The sequence below is a fragment of the Aeromonas sp. TS_SC_11 genome (assembly GCF_057318915.1).
The window spans coordinates 2,899,158-2,916,797 of the sequence record NZ_CM170470.1 but is presented as its reverse complement, the minus strand read 5'-3'; the positions used below and the strand labels follow the sequence as shown (position 1 = coordinate 2,916,797).

Here is a 17,640-nt window from a genome sequence, read left to right as displayed (position 1 = left end):
CCTTTTCTCATTTTTGTGTTGGAGTAAACCATGAAACCCTCTTCCCTGGCCCTCTGGCTGGCGGCAACCATGCTCTCACAGCCTCTGCTGGCGGCCGAGTTGCAGTTCGTCGATGAAAAACCCATTACCACCACGCCGCAGCAGTGGCTCGAACAGCGCCTCAGCGTCACGCTCGCCCCCGACTACGACAGGGCCAGCCTGCTCGGCCATCACTACAGCTTCCGCCAACTGGTCAACGGCCTGCCGGTGGCCACCATACAAGCTGCCGTCAGTGTCGATAAGACCGGCAAGCCCTGGCGCCTCTATCACAACAGCCGTCCTCTGCAGAGCAGTGAGCCCGGCTGCGATGTGGGCGGCAATCTGGATCCCCTGCTCAGTCAGCTACGCGATACGGATAGCGAGATCGACCCGCAGGGAGCGGTCGAGGCCTGGTACTGGCGCGACGGCGATACTCTGGTGCCCGCCCTGCGTCAGAGGGTGCGCGAACACCAGGCAGGCAACGCCAAAGCTACCTATGTACAACTGTTCGCCAGTTGCGACGGCAGCCGGGAGCTGGGCCGCTGGATGGATGCGGCCAGCACCCAGGCCAGCCGCACAGCCGACGCCGGCGACACCCAAGTGGAAGCACGAGTATTCGACCCGGATCCCCGCACCCAGCTGCAAGACGCCAGCCTGGTCTGGCACGACGAACTGGTACTGGCGGACGCCGCCTATCAGGACAGAGTTCCCCTGCCGGTCACACTGCAAGGGGGACGCTATCTGCTGAGCGGCCCTCACGCCCGGGTGGTGGATGCCATGGAGCCCGATACCGCGCCTTTCAGCAGTGATGACCCGCAGGCATTCCGGTTGACCCGGGACGATCGTGGCTTTGCCGACATCAACGCCTATTACCACCTTGACTTGGCCCAGCGCCACATCAAGAAGCTGGGCTTTACCGGGCTCATCCCCGGGGCCCTCGACATAGACACAGAGGCCGGCTATCAGGACAACTCCCTCTATGATCCGTTCGAGCGCAGGCTGGAGCTGGGCCGCAGCGGCGTGCCCGATGCCGAGGATCCCATGGTGATCTGGCACGAGTTCGGCCATGCGGTGCAGCACCACATAGTGCCGGATCTCGGGGAGGAGGCAGACTGGGGCGCCATCGGCGAGGGCTTCAGCGACTACCTGGCCGCCAGCCACCGCCAGCGCAGCGAAGCGGGTCGCCAATTCGAACCGGCCATGGTGTTCAACTGGGATGCACGCTTCACCGATCGTACCCCGCGCCAGCTGGATGATCTGCGGGCCCGCTACCACCCGGACTACAGCTACCCGGCCCACCGCACCATCAACGGCAGCAACGGCGATCAGTTGTGGGGCACACCGCTGTTCCAGGCCCTGCTGGCCTCGGTGACCGAGCATGGCGAAGGGGCCCGGGACGAGTTTGACCGCGTCATCATCGAATCCCATTTCGGGCTGGGCCCGGCCATTCGCATGCCACAGCTGGCCCGCATCACAGTGGACACGGCGGCGCGGCTCTACCCGGCCCGTCACTACGCCAGCCATCTGGAGCAAGCCTTCCGTCAACACGGCCTCTTGCTGGCGCCGGTCAATATCGCGCTGGCCGAGGGCAGCGCCATCGAGCTGGGACAGCGTCAATCCGTACAGGTGACACTCACCAATCAGGGCTCGGCGCCAGTGACCCTCAATGCGCTGACCCTGGCCCTGCCCGCCGGGCTGCAGGCCGATCCCTACCAATTGCAAGCCACCACACTGGCGGCGGGAGCCAGCACCACCACCACGCTGCGACTGCTGGCCCAGAGCCCGCTGGCCTGCGGCGATGAGGTGAGCCTGCCGGTAAGCCTCGTCATGACTGGGACCAGTCCGACCGAGCGCCAGTGGCAGCAGCCACTGAGCCTGCCCATAGGCACGCCCATCATCAGCCGCGCCACTGGCCAGCCGCTGCTCCTCAGCGATGCCCAGAGCGAGGAAGTACGCGGCTTGAGCCAAGCCAGCCTGCTGCTGGAGAAGACCAACGCCAAAGTGAGCGAGCAGTTGCAACTGACCCTGGATCTGCAACACGACGCCCTGGATGAGCTGGAGATCTGGCTCAACTCCCCCTCCGGCACCCGCCTCCAGATCTGGGACAAGGGCTACAGCCCACTGCCACGGCTGAAAGGTGTCTTCCCTACCGAGCTGCTGCCCCTGCAACCCTTCACCCCCTTGCTGGGAGAGCCGCTGGCCGGCAGATGGACGCTGGAAGTGGTGGACAGCAAACCCGGGCATCAGGGCCGTATCAATGGCTGGAGCATCAGCCAGCGCACCGGCGCCCAGTGTGGTGAACCCATAGCCCCGCCGGATGACGGCATCATCCACTTCCAGGTGGACGACAGCAGTGGCGGCGGTGCGGCCAACCTGCTCTGGCTGCTGCCGCTGGCGATCTGGCGCCGCCTTCGCCAGCGCGGCTGAGTAACCACCCATATATAAGAAGAAGGGGCCCTGGCCCCTTCCCAAGGACAAGAGATGAATCCAACCTATTCCCGCCTGGCCTGCCTGCTGGCCCCCCTGCTCACCGCCTGCGGTGGCGGTGGCTCGGATGAGGCGCCGCTGGCGGCACCTGCCTATACCCTGAACGTCAGTCTGCCCGAGAGTGGCACCCTGTGCGTCAATCTCAACCAGAACACCCGCTGTGACGAGGGGGAGCCCAGCGTCAGCGGCGTAGCCGGTGCCCGTCAGCTGAGCGGCACCTCCCCCGCCCTGCTGACCAGTCCGCTGCTGTTCCTGCCAACCAACCCGGCAGCGCCGGCGCTGCTGCACCCGGCCGCCCGACTGGATGGCCAGACCCTGACCCCCAGCCTGCTCAGCACCCTGCTGCAAAGCAGCATCGCCGAGGGACATCCGCCCAAACAGGCACTCGACGAGATGTTGGCCGCGCTGGCGCCGCTGCAACCAGGTCAAGGGCTGGCCGCCCTGTCGCAACTGGCCGACTTCAACCTGGCGCTGGGGCAACTGCTGCTGGCGGTGATCGATGCAGAGCCGGAGATATCGGACCTTTCGCCCGTCCTCCTGCAAGCCGTGGTGTGGCCGGCCCTCGGCAGCCTGCTGCCCGAGCTGGCCAGCCACTTTGCCCAGCACGGCGAGCTGACCAGCCTGCAAGAGAGCGTCACCCGCCTGCTGCAACAGCAATACTCCCATCCCCTGGTCACCGGCAGCGGCGTCACTACCTACACGGATGGTGTCGACTACCTGCTCACCGAAGAGCCCGCCGACCACCCGGGCCAGGAAGCCAGCCTGAACAAGGCCCCCCTGCGCTATCGCAAGCTGGATGGCAAGGGCAAGCCCCTGCCGGATGACGCCCCCCAGTGGGAATGTGTGGAGGATCTCACTACCCGCCTCGTCTGGGAGAAGAAGCTCGATGATCCTGCCAGCCCCCGCGATCTGCACCGCACCTTCGCCTGGGAGCTTGGCGACTATCACCCCACCCAGCAGGAGCTTGACTACGCCTGCCCGCAAGGCGAGGCCATCTGCACTACAGAGCAATATCGCCAGTGGCTCAACACCCAGCAGCTGTGCGGCATCACCAGCTGGCGCATGCCCCACTCGCGCGAGCTGATGAGCCTGCAACACTACGGCTCGCTCGCCCGCCAGTATGGCCAGCTGGTCACCATGGATGTGCGCTACTTCCCCGATGTCGGCACCACCACCAAGGATTTCAGCGGCTACTACTGGAGCCAGACCCTGACCCCATCCCGTCGGCTGGAGAGCGCCCCCCTGAGCGCCATCGCCCATATCTTCCTCGGCGATGACGCCGGCACCGACTACGCCACCACAGTTCAAAACAGCAATGATGCCAACGGTCTGCAACTGCGACTGGTGGCGGAGGTAACCCGATGAACCGCTTGATGCTGACCCTGCTGCTGACCCTCGGCAGCCCTCTCGCCCTGGCCACCGCCATCTGCGACGACACCATGCCCAGAACCAGCCCCACCGCCCGCTTCATCGATCGCGGCAACGGCACAGTCACGGACAGAAGCACGGGCCTGACCTGGATGCGCTGCCAGCTTGGCCAGACTTGGCGCAACCAGAGCTGCAGCGGCGAGCCAACCCGGCTTTACTGGCAGCAGGCCCTGCTGACGGCAGAGCGGATCCGAACCGAACCGAGCCATGCCCTGTACGGCTTTGGCGGCTACCGGGATTGGCGCCTGCCCACCATCAAGGAGCTGACCAGCGTGCTGGAGTCCGCCTGCTACAAGCCTGCGCTCAACGAAACCATCTTCCCCCGCGCCATGGCCGGTGAAGGAAAAGAGGTGAACGACGGTTACGTCTACCTCTGGTCCTCCACCCCGGTACCGGCCAGCAAGAGCGTCGCCTATCTGGATATCACCAGCGGCGCCGTCGGCATGCGGGCGCCCGGCGCCTGGGCCAAACAGCTGCTCCTGGTGCGTTGATTGCACGGGGGTGGCCACAGGATCCCGCTGAAAAGCGGATCCTTGTCCGGCCACCTCCGAGCTGTGCAAAAGCACTGTACACCGAATGTGCGCCTTGTCAGAAAATAGCCAGAAGACGTCATCCTGTGCCGGATCTGGCAGGATTTGCACCCCGGATCGCTGGCATGAAACGGGCAGAGCGGTTAGTCTAGCGACGTTGAACCAATCCCCATGAGGTACAGATGAAAACCGTATTGCGTTTTAGCCTGCTGGGCGCCTTGTTGCTGGGCGGCCATGCCTTCGCCGCCGAACCGAAAAAATTTGATATCAGCATGTTTCCGGCCGCCGAAGTAAACCAGGAACGTGTCGTGATCCGCCTGCCGGAAGTCGAGAACGAAGCCGACATGATGGTCGAGCTGCAGGTCGGCAAGAAAATGATGGTCGACTGCAATGTGCCGCGTTTCGCCGGCAACCTTGAGCAGCACAGCGTCAAGGGCTGGGGCTACAACTACCTGATGCTCGGCAAGGTATCCGACCCCATCAGCACCCTGATGGCCTGCCCGGATGTCCAGAAGAAAGAGACCTTCGTCCAGATCTACGGTCAGGGCTTCTTCGTGAACTACAACTCCAAGCTGCCGTTCGTGCTTTACGTCCCGCAGGAGTATGAAGTGCGCTACCGTCTGTGGCGTGCGGACAACCTGGCTCAGCCAGCCATGATAGAGTAAGTCTCCATCGAGACCAAACCTCCCGCTTTGGTTCATGAACGACACAAAATAGAGCGCCAAATGGCGCTTTATTTTTAACCAAATTTCGTCGCCCCAGACGGCCGAACCTTGACATAACCTGACATAACTCCGCTTTTTTTCTCGCTTTTTTGCTCCTGCCCTCCCCGAATATCCACTGGATCATGGCTAAATCACTTTCAATGAAAATTATTTATCCATATAGTGAAAAAATTGATTTTGCACTCTGCGACGGCCTGATGATACTTGCCCGCAAAGGTCAAACTAACCAGAAAAAGAGCACTATGAGCTTCGAATCCGACAAGCGTTTCAACGACTTCAAACATTTTCCCCGTGGCCTGCGTCGCAGTGGTGAATTCACTGTTGCCGAAGCGGACAGTCTGGAAAAATACGGCACCGCCATGCTGGCGCTCTATCAGGGCAACCTGGCGCCGCGCGATGACGTAGAAAGCGCCTTTATCGAACAGGTCAAATCCGGCGCTGCCGGCAGCAATCCCCACGCCAAGGTGTGGTTCAAGTATCTGAAGGTGATAGGTCCCAAGCGCGTGCATCGTCTGTGCACAGTCGCAGGCGGCGCCAACGAGGAAACCGGCGGCGGTGGTTTTGACGGCGGCAACGGCGGCGGTAGCGACGAGTCCATCGATTAATGGATACCGAACTGCTTCGGACCTTTATCGAGGTCAGCAAGACCCGGCACTTTGGCCGGGCTGCTGAGAATCTCTACCTGACCCAGTCGGCGGTGAGCTTTCGGATCCGCCAGCTCGAGCAGCAACTCGGGGTCAGTCTGTTTGCCCGTCATCGCAACAACATCCGCCTGACCGCGTCCGGTGAGCGTCTGCTGCCCTACGCAGACGCCATCTTGCATACCCTGGGTCGGGCCAAGCAGGACGTGGCACTCTCCCCCGGTTTCAGCCAGCAGCTCGCCATAGGCGCGCCCGCCGTGTTCTGGGAGCTTGATTTCAACGACTGGCTCAACCATGTCTATGCGCTGGCTCCCGGCCTCGCCGTGCGGCTCGAAACCGCATCCCGCGAGCACCTGTGCCGCCAGCTGCTGGAGCGCTCCCTCGACTTGGCCCTGCTCTCCGAGCCAACCAAGATCGACGAGATTGCCCTGCATCCCATCGGCGAACTGGTGTTTGAACTGGTGAGCCGGGATAGCACAGCCAACGCCGACAGCCTGATGCAAATGCCCCACATTCACCTCGACTGGGGCACCAGCCTGGAGCCACAACCCAGCCGCTTGCAGAGCCTGCAAAAGACACCCGTGCTGCACTCGAGCTCCGCCAACATGGCGCTGCAGTTCGTGCTGGCCAATGGGGGGGCCGCCTATCTGCCGCGGCGCATGGTGAGTCCCTTCCTGGAAAAGGGGCAGCTGCATCTGGTGGAGGGAGGCCAGCCATTGAGCCGCCCGCTCTACCTCGCCTATCTGGAGAAATCCGATCGTCGGGAGCTGATCGATCGGCTGCTGACCCTGCCCCTTGGCTGGGATGGCGCCGATCTGCGCCTGCCGCAGCCTGAATAACTTCGGGCGATAGCACAGACAGAAAAGGGGCCGAAAAGGCCCCTTTTTTATGGTGCTTGCGTGCAATCGCATCAGCCGTGCTGGCGGCGATCGTTTGCCTGGGCCAGCAACATGCGGCTCTCGCGCAGAAACTCGTCGGCATGCTCGCCAAAGAAGCCGGATACCTGCGAGAAGGCATCGATAAAGCCGGCTCTATCCCCCTGCTCCAGCAGCCCCAACACCTCGCCGAAGTTCTGGTAGTAGCGGCGGATCATCGCCAGATTCTGCGGTGACGACAATATGATGTCGGCATAGAGCTCAGGATCCTGGGCAAACAACCGTCCCACCATGGCCAGCTCCAACCGGTAGATGGGGGAGCTTAAGTTAAGCAGGCGGTCGATGTTGGCCTGCTCCCGGGAGAGGTGCCAGCCATAGGCAAAAGTGGCGAAGTGGCGCAGCGCCTGAATGAGGGTCATGGCCTCGTCGTGGGCTTTGGCCTCAACTTGCTGCAAGCGCGCGCCCCAGATGGTCATCTGATCCAGCAACCACTGACTGGCGGCCGCATCACGGCCCTGACAGCAGACGATCACCTGCTTGGCGAGGCTCGCCACATCCGGTCCGAACATGGGATGCAGCCCCAGAACAGGACCTTTGTGCACCGCCAACATATGGGCAAGCGGCTCGCTCTTGACGCTGGTGACATCCACCAGCAGACAATCGGCGGGCAAGTTGCCGAGGCGGTCGATGATCTGACAGGTGATGTCGATGGGCACGGCCACCATGACCAGACCCGCGTCGGCCAGGATCTCGTCAGCCCTTGGCCAGTCTGCTTGTTCGAGGGGCGCAACCCGGTAGCCGGAGAGGCTGAACATGTGGCCGAACAAGCGGCCAAGTTGACCCTGTCCGCCTATGATGACCACTTTGCCAAGATCCGGCTTCATGCACTTGAAGCCGGTGTCTTTTTCGCTGGCATAAGATTCACGCATGACACGGCGCAGCACATCCTCGATGAGATCGCCCGGCACCCCCAACAGTTCGGCCTCGGTGCGACGGCGGGCCAGCATGCTCGCCTCCCTGTCCGGTGCATAGATGGGCAGGCCGTGGCGGCTCTTCACCTCACCCACTTCCCCCACCAGAGCCAGTCGTGCGGCCAGCAGATCGATCAGCTGTCTGTCCACCGCATCAATCTTGTCCCTGAGGGCATTCAACTCTTCAGCCATATCCAGTCCCTGCTGGCGCCGCTGGCGGCGGCGCCCTGTGATTCAAGAGGCAACAAGGTATCACTGCGTGGGCAGTGATACCTCTATGGTTCAATCAGTTACGACAAGATACCACGGCTTACCGTGCAGTTCTGCCCTTGAGCGGCGCCGCCAGCTCGCGATGGCATCGCTCCAGCAGAGCGGCTGTGCTATCCCAGTCGATGCAGGCATCGGTGATGGAGACGCCGTAACGCATCTGCTCTTTGGGCTGCTCGCTGGACTGGTTGCCCTCGAACAGGTTGGATTCGAGCATCACCCCTATGATGGAGCGGTTGCCCTCCTGGATCTGGTGGATGACGTTGTCGGCCACCTTGGGCTGCAAACGGTGATCCTTGCTGGAGTTGCCGTGACTGCAATCCACCACCAGACCGGGCAGCAGGCCCGCCTTCTCCAGCGCCTCTTCCGCCAGCGACACATTGACCGAATCGTAGTTCGGGTGTTTGCCGCCGCGCAGGATGACGTGGCCATCCGGGTTGCCCTGGGTCTGCAGCAAGGCAACTTGGCCCTGCTGGTTGATCCCCATGAAGGCATGGGGGCTGGAGGCCGCCTGCAGCGCATTGATGGCGGTACCCAGGTTACCGTCTGTGCCATTCTTGAAGCCGACCGGCATGGAGAGGCCGGACGCCATCTCCCTGTGGGTCTGGGATTCTGTAGTACGGGCGCCGATGGCCGACCAGGAGAAGAGCTCGGCCAGGTATTGCGGGCTGATGGGGTCGAGCGCCTCGGTCGCCAGCGGCAATTCCAGCTCCGCCAGCCAGCAGAGCAACTCGCGGGCGCGGTGCAGCCCCAGCTCCACATCGAAGGTGCCATCCAAGTTCGGGTCGTTGATAAAGCCCTTCCAGCCGACCGTGGTGCGCGGCTTTTCAAAGTAGACCCGCATGACAATGTAGAGAGAATCCTGATAGGCATCATGCAGCGCTTTGAGTCTGGTTGCGTACTCTTTGGCGGCGTCCATGTCGTGGATGGAACAGGGTCCACAGATCACCAGCAGGCGGTGATCACGACGGTGGATGATGTCGGCTATGGTAGTGCGGGCCCCTTGCACGAAAGCCAGCGCCTGATCGGAGATGGGTAGCTTCTCCTTGAGCTGGGCAGGCGTGATCATCACTTGTTCGGATTGGATATGGATGTTGTTCAGGGGGTCTCTTTGCATTTTCTCATTCTCTCTACAGTATTTAAGCCAATTGCACGACCGTATTGATTTATTTACACAAGTCAGTGCTTTGTTACGCAACCGCCCTCACCTTACCAAGGAAAAACAAACAATCAAGTGAAACTAGCGGATTAACTGTCTGATAGGTGGATAAACGACCAGTTAGGCGACCTAAACAACCAGAAAGTAGCGGGTAAAAAGCCCCTGACCCGATAAAATCGTAAACATATAATTACACCCCAATGCTATCATCAGCGCTGCTCGACCACTATCCCATCCCTGCCCTTGCCTCCATTTTATAAAAAAAGCGGGGCACCTGGCCCCGCTTGCGTTCCCGTCTTGCTCTTCTTTTATGATTTACCGTGTGCCTTGATGGCGTCGACCGCCTTGTCCGGGAAATCGCTGAACACCCCGTCCACATCCGCCTGATAGAGGAAGATGTTGAGCAGATCGCTGAAATCCTTGGCGTAGGCCGGGATCTGCCCCTCATCCTGACGGAAGGTATAAGGGTGTACTTTAAGGCCAGCGGCGTGGGCCTCTTTCACCATGCCGGTAAACACAGGTTTGCCCGGGGTGCCCGGCTCCGTGACTATCATCGGCTTCCAGGGACCTATGCCTTCCGCGTAGCCGGCGATGGTCTTCATGGCGCCCGGCTTGAACATCCAGTCATAACTGTAAGGAGTTGCCTTGCCCTTGGCGTCATAGACCATGGTCTCGTTCCAGTCGGTCTCGGCCATCAGCTGCACCAGTTTCAAATCCATCCCTAAGGCGGGCATCAGCTCGCTGTTGATGCGTTTGAGCTCGTTGGCATCGAAGCACTGCAGATAGACCTTGTCATCCTTCCCTGTGTAACCGTACTCCTTGAGCACGTTCAAGACGGCCTTGGAGATGTCCTTGCCTTCGTGGCGAAACAGCCAGGGGGCCTTGATCTCCGGGTAGATGCCGATGTTCTTGCCGGTGCTCTTGTTGAGCCCCTGGATCATCTCTATCTCTTCCTGGAAGGTGTGGATCTTGAAGCTGGACTTCCACAGCGGGAAGCGCGCCGGATAGACAGGTACCTGCTTGCCATCCACCAGCTGGAACGGCTCCGTCATGCTCAGGGAGCGCACCTCGTCCAGGGTGAAGTCCACCACATAATAACGGCCATCGGGGCGGGCCCGACCGGGGAAGCGCGTCGCCACGTCCGTGATGCCATCGAGGAAGTGATCGTGCATCACCACCAGCTGGTCATCCTTGGTCATCACCAGATCCTGCTCCAGATAATCGGCCCCCATGCCATAGGCCAGCGCCTTGGATTCCAGGGTGTGCTCGGGCAGATAGCCGGAGGCGCCACGGTGGGCGATCACTATCTTGCCTTCGTCGGCAGCAAGAGCGGGCAATGCAAGGGCGGCCCCCAGGCCAATGGCTATCAGGGAGAGAGAGATTTTTTTCATGCGAGGTGCTCTTTGTTATTGTTTATTTGGTGTAGGTGTTTGTTATAGCAGAGGTTTATTTCATTTTGACGACGGGCGGCCAAGGGGCCGCCCGCTTCTTCATCAGCTTGCCTTGGGCAAGGCGTGCTGATGTTGTTCCAGCCAAGCGTGCAGTTGCTGCTGCTCAGGCTGAGACAGGCGCAGCCCCAGCTTGCTGCGGCGCCACAGTATGTCTTCCATCGAATGGGCCCACTCGCGGCTCATCAGATAACGCACTTCCGATTCGTACAGACCGGCGCCAAAGTGCTGGCCGCGCTCCTCGTGCAACCAGAGGCGGGCGTGACTGCCATAGGCCTCGGCGATGCGACGGGCGTTGCGCTCATCCAGCCAGTCGAATTCGAGCATATAGGCGCGTGCCAACTCGGTGGTGGAGCAATCAAATTCGCCACCGGGCAGACGGCTGGTGGCGGTCCAGTCCTCACCCATCTGGCTGAACCAGGGCTTGAGCTTGTTGCAGGCGGCCTGGGCCAGTTTGCGATAGGTGGTGAGCTTGCCGCCAAACACGGACAAGAGTGGCGCACCGTCGGATTCACCGGAGAGCTCGAGGGTATAGTCACGGGTCACGGCCTGGGGGGAATCGGACTCGTCATCGCAGAGCGGTCGCACGCCGGCATAGGTCCAGATGACATCTTTGGGCGCTATCTGGCGGGTAAAGTGAGCGTTGACCACCTTGCACAGGTAGTTGATTTCGGCGTCGCTGATCTTCGCCTCGCGCGGGCTGCCCTTGTGCTCCACGTCCGTGGTGCCGATGAGGGAGTAATCCTGCTGATAAGGGATGACAAAGACGATGCGGTTGTCTTCGTTTTGCAGGATATAGGCCTCTTCGCGCTCATGGATACGCGGCACTATGATGTGGCTGCCCTTGATGAGGCGAATACCGCGCGGGGATTTCTCGTGCAGGCTCTCATCATAGAAGGTCTTGACCCAGGGACCGGCCGCATTGACCAGACCACGGCAGGTGACGGTGAACTGCTCGCCCCCTTCCCGCTCCAGAGTCAATGTCCAGTGCTTGGAGCCGCGCACCGCCTTGATGCAGCGGGTGCGGGTCTGCACCTCGGCCCCTTTATCGCGAGCCATCATGGCGTTGAGTACCACCAGGCGGGCGTCATCGACCCAGGCATCCGAGTACTCGAAGCCTTTATTGATACCCGCGGTCAAGCCGTCCTGGGGCAGGAAGCGCACGCCGCAACTGCCCTTGAGCTTGTCGCGCTTGGCCAGATTGTCATACAGGAAGAGACCGGCGCGTATCATCCAGGCCGGACGCAGGTGCGGGCGGTGCGGCAGACGAAAACGCATGGGGCGGGCGATATGCGGCGCCATGCCAAGCAGCACTTCCCGCTCAGCCAAGGCCTCTTTCACCAGCCGGAATTCGTAATGTTCGAGGTAACGCAAGCCGCCGTGGATCAGCTTGCTGGAGTTGGAGGAGGTGGCAGAGGCGAGATCCTGTGCCTCGAACAAGGCAACCTTCAGACCCCGACCCGCTGCATCAGCCGCAATGCCCACCCCATTGATGCCGCCGCCAACGACGACCAGATCATAATGTTCGCTCATGTTCACCTACTCTTTCTTATTTTGTGTTGCCATGACAGCAATGTTTGATTTCGCTCATATTAGAGCATGAAAAAATGATAAACGAACATTTTATGGAGAAAATGTGATCGCGATTGTTTTGGCAATGCTAAAAATGCTGCCAGTCGGTGATCAGGACGTCAGCAAGGGGCTGGCTGGCAAAAAAGCGTGCGCGAGATCGCGCTCATACCCAGAGTAGTGGTGAGCAGGAAAACAGCAGGAGGAAGGGGAAAGCAGGGGGAAAAGCGGCCGCCGTCATGGCGGCCTGGTGCCAGATAGGGGTTAACGGTGACTCAGCAGATATGGCATTCGATCTGGTGCTGGGACATGAGCCGCATCAGCTTTTCCGGTGGCTCCTGATCGGTGAACAGGGCGTGGATCTGGTTGAGATTGCCCAGATTGACCATGGCATTGCGGCCGAACTTGGTGTGGTCGGCGGCCAGAAACACCTGGCGGGAGTGGGCTATGATGGCCTGGGCAATCTTCACCTCGTGGTAGTCGAAATCGAGCAGAGAGCCGTCATTGTCGATGCCCGAGATACCGATGACACCGTAATCCATGCGGAACTGACCGATGAAATCGCGGGTCGCCTCCCCCACTATGCCGCCATCCCGGTTGCGGATCTCGCCACCGGCGATGATGACGGTGAAGTCATCCTTGGCGGTGAGAATGCTGGCGACGTTGAGGTTGTTGGTGACCACCCGAAGCTCGCGGTGATCGAGCAGGGCGCGGGCGATGGCCTCCGTGGTGGTGCCAATGTCGATAAAGAGCGATGAGCCGTCGGGAATGTTGGCCGCCACTTCGCGGGCGATGCGCTCTTTCTCCTTGAGCTGCATCACTTTGCGGGCACTGTAGGCGGTATTGACGGTACTCGAATGCAGGGAGGCACCGCCATGATGGCGCCGGATCTTGTTCTGTTCGGCGAGATCGTTCAGATCACGGCGAATGGTCTGGGGACTGACGTCAAAGTGGGTCACCAGATCCTCCGTCGAGACAAAGCCCTGCCGCGTCAGGACGTCCAGTATCTCCAGATGTCGTTGGGTTTGCTTCACGCTTGAACTCCGATGATGAGACGAAAAAAGGCCCCGGCAGATGCGGGGCCTTTGGCAGTTTACCTGATCCCTTTTCGGATCGATAAGGGCAGGATCACGTTTTATGCCTTATCGGCAGCCGCCTTCTTGGCAGCGACGGCGATGTTCTCATGCTTGAGGGTCATGGCCAGCAGTATGATGGAGATTATGCAAGACGCGGTCAGCACCATGAAACCGCCATCCCAGCCGAAGTGGTCAACGGTATAGCCCAGCATGGCGTTGGCCGCCACGGCACCACCCAGATAACCGAACAGCCCGGTGAAGCCTGCCGCGGTACCGGCTGCCTTCTTGGGTGCCAGCTCCAGTGCATACAGACCGATCAGCATGACAGGGCCATAGATCAGGAAGCCGATGGCGACCAGAGCCAGCATGTCGACGGTGGGGTTGCCCGCCGGGTTGAGCCAGTAGACCAGCACAGCCACTGTCACCAGTACCATGAAGAGGATGCCGGCCGGGGCGCGGCGGCCCTGGAACATCTTGTCAGAGATCCAGCCGCACAGCAGGGTGCCCGGAATACCGGCCCACTCGTACAGGAAATAGGCCCAGGAAGAGTTGTCGACAGTAAAATCCTTGGCCTCTTTCAGGTAGGTCGGAGCCCAGTCCAGCACACCGTAACGAATGAGGTAAACGAAGGCGTTGGCAATGGCGATGTACCACAGCAGCTTGTTGTGCAGCACGTACTTGACGAAGATCTCCTTGGCGGAAAATTCCTTCTCGTGGCTGGCGTCATAGTCCTTCGGATAGTCGTCCTTGTACTCCTCGATGGGCGGCAGACCAACGGATTGCGGGGTATCACGCATCACGAAGAAGGCGATCACCGCAATGGCGGCAGCAGCAGCAGCCGGCACATAGAAAGCACTGCGCCAGTCATTGAACCAGCCCATCCCCAGGATGAACAGCGGACCTATCATGCCGCCGCCGACGTTGTGCGCCACGTTCCAGACCGCGACCACTTCGCCACGCTCTTTCTGTGACCACCAGTGCACCATGGTGCGACCGCAGGGAGGCCAGCCCATGCCTTGTACCCAACCGTTCAGGAACAAGAGCACGAACATGATGGCGATGCTGGAAGTAGCCCAGTGCACAGTCCCCATCATGAACATGATACCGGCCGACAACAGCAGACCGGCAGAGAGGAAGTAGCGGGCGTTGGATCGGTCAGACACGTTCCCCATCAGGAATTTGGACAGACCATAAGCAATGGAAACCCCGGACAGGGCCAGGCCCAGATCACCGCGGGAGAATCCCTGTTCGATCAGGTAAGGCATCGCCAGACTGAAGTTTTTCCGTACCAGGTAGTAACCGGCATAACCGAAGAAGATCCCGAAAAACACCTGCCAACGCATGCGCTTGTAGAAGGGATCGACCTTGTCGGCCGGGAGCCTGTCTATGTGTGGTGCAGGCCTGAAGAGACTAAGCATGTTCTGCTTCCTTATTGTTGTTGTGGGCGGTTGAGGGTGCCCTGTCCATGCTGACCAACCAGAGGAGTCCTGATTCGAAAGCGAGCCTATTGTGCTCACATGTGAACATTTAATCTGTGATGGAGGCTCAAATATTGCAGTTTTATTACAAAAGAAAGTGCCAAGTGAGTAGTCACTCATCAGCCGCAATCCCTTGTATAGCAAGGCTTGCAGATACCCACTAAGTGGTATTACCCCTGTTGCAACTTGCTTTCCGTCACATTTTCTTAGCAATGAGTGGGATCTTGTCCACACTTCCTGCGGGGAGGGAGTGGTGAATGTTCGATTTAGGTTTATTTTCTCTCTCGTCCGAGAACGAGCGCAAACGAGCATAACGTTTGCGTCAGCTCAAAAAACAAGAAAAAACGTTTTCGGATGCAGTAATGGGACTGAAAAAACAACAAAACGGAACATCAAACCTACTCTGGGTGGATATAAGGAATAAAAGTATGAGCATACAAAGACCCAATACCCTGCTTGGCGAGTGCATCGCCGAGTTTATCGGAACCGGCCTGCTGATATTTTTCGGCGTCGGTTGTGTGGCCGCCCTGGTGCTGGCCGGTGCCAACTTCGGACAATGGGAAATCTCCATTACCTGGGGTCTGGGTGTCGCCATCGCCATCTATGTGACCGGCGGTATTTCAGGTGCCCACCTGAACCCGGCCGTGACCCTGGCGCTGATGACCTTCTGCGGGTTCGACAAGCGTAAAGTGGTGCCCTACATCATCGCCCAGGTTGCAGGCGCCTTCTGCTTCGCCGCCCTTGTCTACTTCCTCTACGGCGGCCTGTTCACCCAGTGGGAAGTGACCCACAACGTGGTACGCGGCAGCGTCGAGAGCCTCGGCTCCGCCGGCATCTTCTCTACCTACCCGAACGCCCTGCTCTCCAACATGCAAGCCTTCGCGGTCGAGCTGGTGATCACCGCCGTCCTGATGCTGGGCATCATGGCACTGGGTGACAACAACAACGGCGCCCCCAAAGGTTTCGCCGCCGCCCTGCTGATCGGTATCCTGATCGCCGTGATCGGTGCCTCCCTCGGCCCGTTAACCGGCTTTGCCATGAACCCTGCCCGTGATTTCGGCCCCAAACTGTTTGCCTTCCTGGCAGGCTGGGGTGACGTGGCCATGACAGGTGGTCGTGACAACCCCTACTTCTGGGTGCCCATCCTTGGCCCCATCGTCGGTGCCCAGCTTGGTACCGCCCTGTATGTGAAAGTGTTGGCTCCCTGTGTGCCTGGCAACCGTGTTGCCGCCACCGAGCAAGCTGCCCAAACCGCCAAAGAAGAGGCCGCCGCATAAGAGCGGCCCTCCCCAACGTGTAAAAACGTGGAAAATAAAAACGTGGAGAACATCATGTCTGCTGAAAAAAAATATGTCGTCGCTCTGGACCAGGGTACTACCTCCTCCCGCGCCATCGTGTTTGACCAAGATGCCAATATCGTCGGCACCTCCCAGCGCGAATTCACCCAGCACTACCCGAAAGCGGGCTGGGTAGAGCACGACCCCATGGAGATCTGGGCGACCCAGTCCTCCGTCTTCACCGAAGTACTGGCCAAGACTGGCCTGCGCAGCGAAGAGATTGCCGCCATCGGCATCACCAACCAGCGTGAAACCACAGTGGTATGGGAAAAGGCCACCGGCAAACCCATCTACAACGCCATTGTCTGGCAGTGCCGCCGCACCGCGGCCATCTGCGAAGAGCTCAAGGCCCGTGGCCTGGAAGAGTATGTTCGCGAGAACACCGGCCTGGTGCTGGACGCCTACTTCTCCGGCACCAAGGTGAAGTGGATCCTCGACAACGTCGAAGGGGCCCGCGAGAAGGCGATGAACGGCGAGCTGCTGTTCGGCACCATAGACACTTGGCTGGTATGGAAGATGACCAATGGCGAAGTGCATGTCACTGACCCGACCAACGCCTCCCGCACCATGCTCTACAACATCCGCGACCTGAAGTGGGACGAGAAGATGCTGGACGAGCTGGGCATTCCCTTGTCCATGCTGCCAGAGGTCAAGCCCTCTTCCGAAGTGTATGGCTACACCACCCGTGGCGGCGGCTCCCGCATTCCCATCGCCGGCATTGCCGGTGACCAGCAGTCTGCCCTGTTCGGTCAGCTCTGCTTCGAAAAAGGGATGGCCAAGAACACCTACGGTACCGGCTGCTTCTTGTTGATGAACACTGGCACAGAGCCGGTTCGTTCCAACAACGGCCTGCTGACTACCGTCGCCATCGGCCCGAAAGGGGAAGTGAACTACGCGCTGGAAGGGGCTGTCTTTATGGGCGGCGCCACCGTGCAGTGGCTGCGTGACGAGCTGAAACTCATCCACGATGCCCGCGATACCGACTACTTCGCCTCCAAGGTGGGTGACACCAATGGCGTCTATCTGGTGCCGGCCTTCGTCGGCCTGGGCGCACCCTACTGGGATCCGTATGCTCGCGGCACCATGGTCGGCCTGACCCGTGGCGCCAACCGCAACCACATCATCCGTGCCGCACTGGAATCCATCGCCTACCAGAGCCGTGATGTGCTGGATGCCATGCAGCAGGATTCCGGCATCAAGCTGGCCGCCCTCAAGGTAGACGGCGGCGCGGTTGCCAACGACTTCCTGATGCAGTTCCAGTCCGACATGATGCACACCCCTGTGGTGCGTCCGACCCGCATCGAGACCACCGCCATGGGCGCCGCCTTCCTGGCCGGTCTGGCCGTTGGCTTCTGGAAGAGCTCTGACGAGCTGGAAGACAAGTTCAGCGTGGATCGTGAATTCATCCCGCAGATGAGCCACGAAGAGCGCAACAAGCTCTATCACGGCTGGCAGAAAGCGGTTGAACGCTCACGCCGCTGGGCTGAAGAGGATTAATCGGGCAAGCGACATCTTTCCGAGATGAAAATACAAAGAGGCCGACAGCGATGTCGGCCTCTTCTTTGAGCTCTTTATCCACTCCGGCCATTGGCAACGTATATCTGCCGGCCAGTCAAATCCCTTCCCTTGTC

14 protein-coding genes are annotated in these 17,640 nt (G+C 60.1%); 8 read left to right on the top strand and 6 right to left on the bottom strand.

Features of this window, described 5'->3' with window-relative positions:
• Nucleotides 1-30 precede the first annotated feature (30 nt).
• The 6 genes from AC1P02_RS13715 to hdfR all read left to right on the top strand — a co-directional run bounded on the left by AC1P02_RS13715 (nt 31) and on the right by hdfR (nt 6,668).
• Nucleotides 31-2,445, top strand: coding sequence for a proprotein convertase P-domain-containing protein (locus tag AC1P02_RS13715; RefSeq protein WP_485182461.1), 2,415 nt, complete (start codon nt 31-33; stop codon nt 2,443-2,445).
• 54 nt (nt 2,446-2,499) lie between these two features.
• Nucleotides 2,500-3,870 carry an Lcl domain-containing protein gene (locus AC1P02_RS13710; RefSeq protein WP_485182460.1) on the top strand — a complete coding sequence of 457 codons (1,371 nt, stop codon included), beginning with the start codon at nt 2,500-2,502 and terminating at the stop codon, nt 3,868-3,870.
• On the top strand, nt 3,867-4,424 hold the full coding sequence (locus tag AC1P02_RS13705; protein WP_125596235.1) for an Lcl C-terminal domain-containing protein: 558 nt from the start codon (nt 3,867-3,869) through the stop codon (nt 4,422-4,424). Before AC1P02_RS13710 ends, AC1P02_RS13705 begins: the two co-directional genes overlap by 4 nt.
• A gap of 221 nt (nt 4,425-4,645) precedes the next feature.
• Entirely contained in the window at nt 4,646-5,128 is a 483-nt protein-coding gene (eco, locus tag AC1P02_RS13700) for a serine protease inhibitor ecotin (RefSeq protein ID WP_005310087.1), read from the top strand.
• A 302-nt stretch (nt 5,129-5,430) separates the two neighbouring features.
• Nucleotides 5,431-5,793, top strand: coding sequence for a MaoP family protein (locus AC1P02_RS13695; RefSeq protein ID WP_005310084.1), 363 nt, complete (start codon nt 5,431-5,433; stop codon nt 5,791-5,793).
• A complete protein-coding gene (gene hdfR, locus AC1P02_RS13690) occupies nt 5,793-6,668 on the top strand; it encodes an HTH-type transcriptional regulator HdfR (protein WP_017412115.1) in 876 nt (291 codons plus the stop codon). The genes AC1P02_RS13695 and hdfR overlap by 1 nt, the downstream gene beginning before the upstream one ends.
• A gap of 71 nt (nt 6,669-6,739) precedes the next feature.
• Here the strand turns inward: hdfR and tyrA are convergent, their stop codons facing one another.
• From tyrA to glpT, 6 genes are all read right to left on the bottom strand, one after another.
• Nucleotides 6,740-7,867, bottom strand: a complete 1,128-nt coding sequence (tyrA, locus tag AC1P02_RS13685) for a bifunctional chorismate mutase/prephenate dehydrogenase (RefSeq protein ID WP_485182459.1) — start codon at nt 7,865-7,867, stop codon at nt 6,740-6,742.
• Nucleotides 7,868-7,985: 118 nt separating this feature from the next.
• Nucleotides 7,986-9,059, bottom strand: a complete 1,074-nt coding sequence (locus AC1P02_RS13680) for a 3-deoxy-7-phosphoheptulonate synthase (protein ID WP_021138526.1) — start codon at nt 9,057-9,059, stop codon at nt 7,986-7,988.
• Nucleotides 9,060-9,409: 350 nt separating this feature from the next.
• Nucleotides 9,410-10,492 carry a glycerophosphodiester phosphodiesterase gene (gene glpQ / locus AC1P02_RS13675; RefSeq protein WP_485182458.1) on the bottom strand — a complete coding sequence of 361 codons (1,083 nt, stop codon included), beginning with the start codon at nt 10,490-10,492 and terminating at the stop codon, nt 9,410-9,412.
• A gap of 102 nt (nt 10,493-10,594) precedes the next feature.
• Complete coding sequence (gene glpD, locus AC1P02_RS13670; RefSeq protein ID WP_096118454.1) at nt 10,595-12,082, bottom strand: glycerol-3-phosphate dehydrogenase; 1,488 nt, start codon at nt 12,080-12,082, stop codon at nt 10,595-10,597.
• Between the two features lie 311 nt (nt 12,083-12,393).
• Nucleotides 12,394-13,152 (bottom strand): DeoR/GlpR family transcriptional regulator, encoded by a 759-nt coding sequence (locus AC1P02_RS13665; RefSeq protein WP_005310067.1) that lies wholly within the window; start codon nt 13,150-13,152, stop codon nt 12,394-12,396.
• Between the two features lie 101 nt (nt 13,153-13,253).
• Nucleotides 13,254-14,612, bottom strand: coding sequence for a glycerol-3-phosphate transporter (gene glpT, locus AC1P02_RS13660; RefSeq protein WP_282790559.1), 1,359 nt, complete (start codon nt 14,610-14,612; stop codon nt 13,254-13,256).
• 488 nt (nt 14,613-15,100) lie between these two features.
• Here glpT and AC1P02_RS13655 point away from each other — a divergent pair, with 488 nt between their 5' ends.
• Nucleotides 15,101-15,949 (top strand): MIP/aquaporin family protein, encoded by an 849-nt coding sequence (locus AC1P02_RS13655; RefSeq protein ID WP_005310061.1) that lies wholly within the window; start codon nt 15,101-15,103, stop codon nt 15,947-15,949.
• 54 nt (nt 15,950-16,003) lie between these two features.
• Nucleotides 16,004-17,506: a glycerol kinase GlpK gene (gene glpK / locus AC1P02_RS13650; protein WP_058395735.1), complete on the top strand. Its 1,503-nt coding sequence runs from the start codon at nt 16,004-16,006 to the stop codon at nt 17,504-17,506.
• Nucleotides 17,507-17,640 lie beyond the last annotated feature (134 nt).

Bases quoted from the DNA above. Each gene is read 5' to 3' on its own strand.
- AC1P02_RS13715 (WP_485182461.1), top strand. From the start codon at position 31: ATGAAACCCTCTTCCCTGGCCCTCTGGCTGGCGGCAACCATGCTCTCA.
- AC1P02_RS13710 (WP_485182460.1), top strand. From the start codon at position 2,500: ATGAATCCAACCTATTCCCGCCTGGCCTGCCTGCTGGCCCCCCTGCTC.
- AC1P02_RS13705 (WP_125596235.1), top strand. From the start codon at position 3,867: ATGAACCGCTTGATGCTGACCCTGCTGCTGACCCTCGGCAGCCCTCTC.
- eco (WP_005310087.1), top strand. From the start codon at position 4,646: ATGAAAACCGTATTGCGTTTTAGCCTGCTGGGCGCCTTGTTGCTGGGC.
- AC1P02_RS13695 (WP_005310084.1), top strand. From the start codon at position 5,431: ATGAGCTTCGAATCCGACAAGCGTTTCAACGACTTCAAACATTTTCCC.
- hdfR (WP_017412115.1), top strand. From the start codon at position 5,793: ATGGATACCGAACTGCTTCGGACCTTTATCGAGGTCAGCAAGACCCGG.
- tyrA (WP_485182459.1), bottom strand. From the start codon at position 7,867: ATGGCTGAAGAGTTGAATGCCCTCAGGGACAAGATTGATGCGGTGGAC.
- AC1P02_RS13680 (WP_021138526.1), bottom strand. From the start codon at position 9,059: ATGCAAAGAGACCCCCTGAACAACATCCATATCCAATCCGAACAAGTG.
- glpQ (WP_485182458.1), bottom strand. From the start codon at position 10,492: ATGAAAAAAATCTCTCTCTCCCTGATAGCCATTGGCCTGGGGGCCGCC.
- glpD (WP_096118454.1), bottom strand. From the start codon at position 12,082: ATGAGCGAACATTATGATCTGGTCGTCGTTGGCGGCGGCATCAATGGG.
- glpT (WP_282790559.1), bottom strand. From the start codon at position 14,612: ATGCTTAGTCTCTTCAGGCCTGCACCACACATAGACAGGCTCCCGGCC.
- AC1P02_RS13655 (WP_005310061.1), top strand. From the start codon at position 15,101: ATGAGCATACAAAGACCCAATACCCTGCTTGGCGAGTGCATCGCCGAG.
- glpK (WP_058395735.1), top strand. From the start codon at position 16,004: ATGTCTGCTGAAAAAAAATATGTCGTCGCTCTGGACCAGGGTACTACC.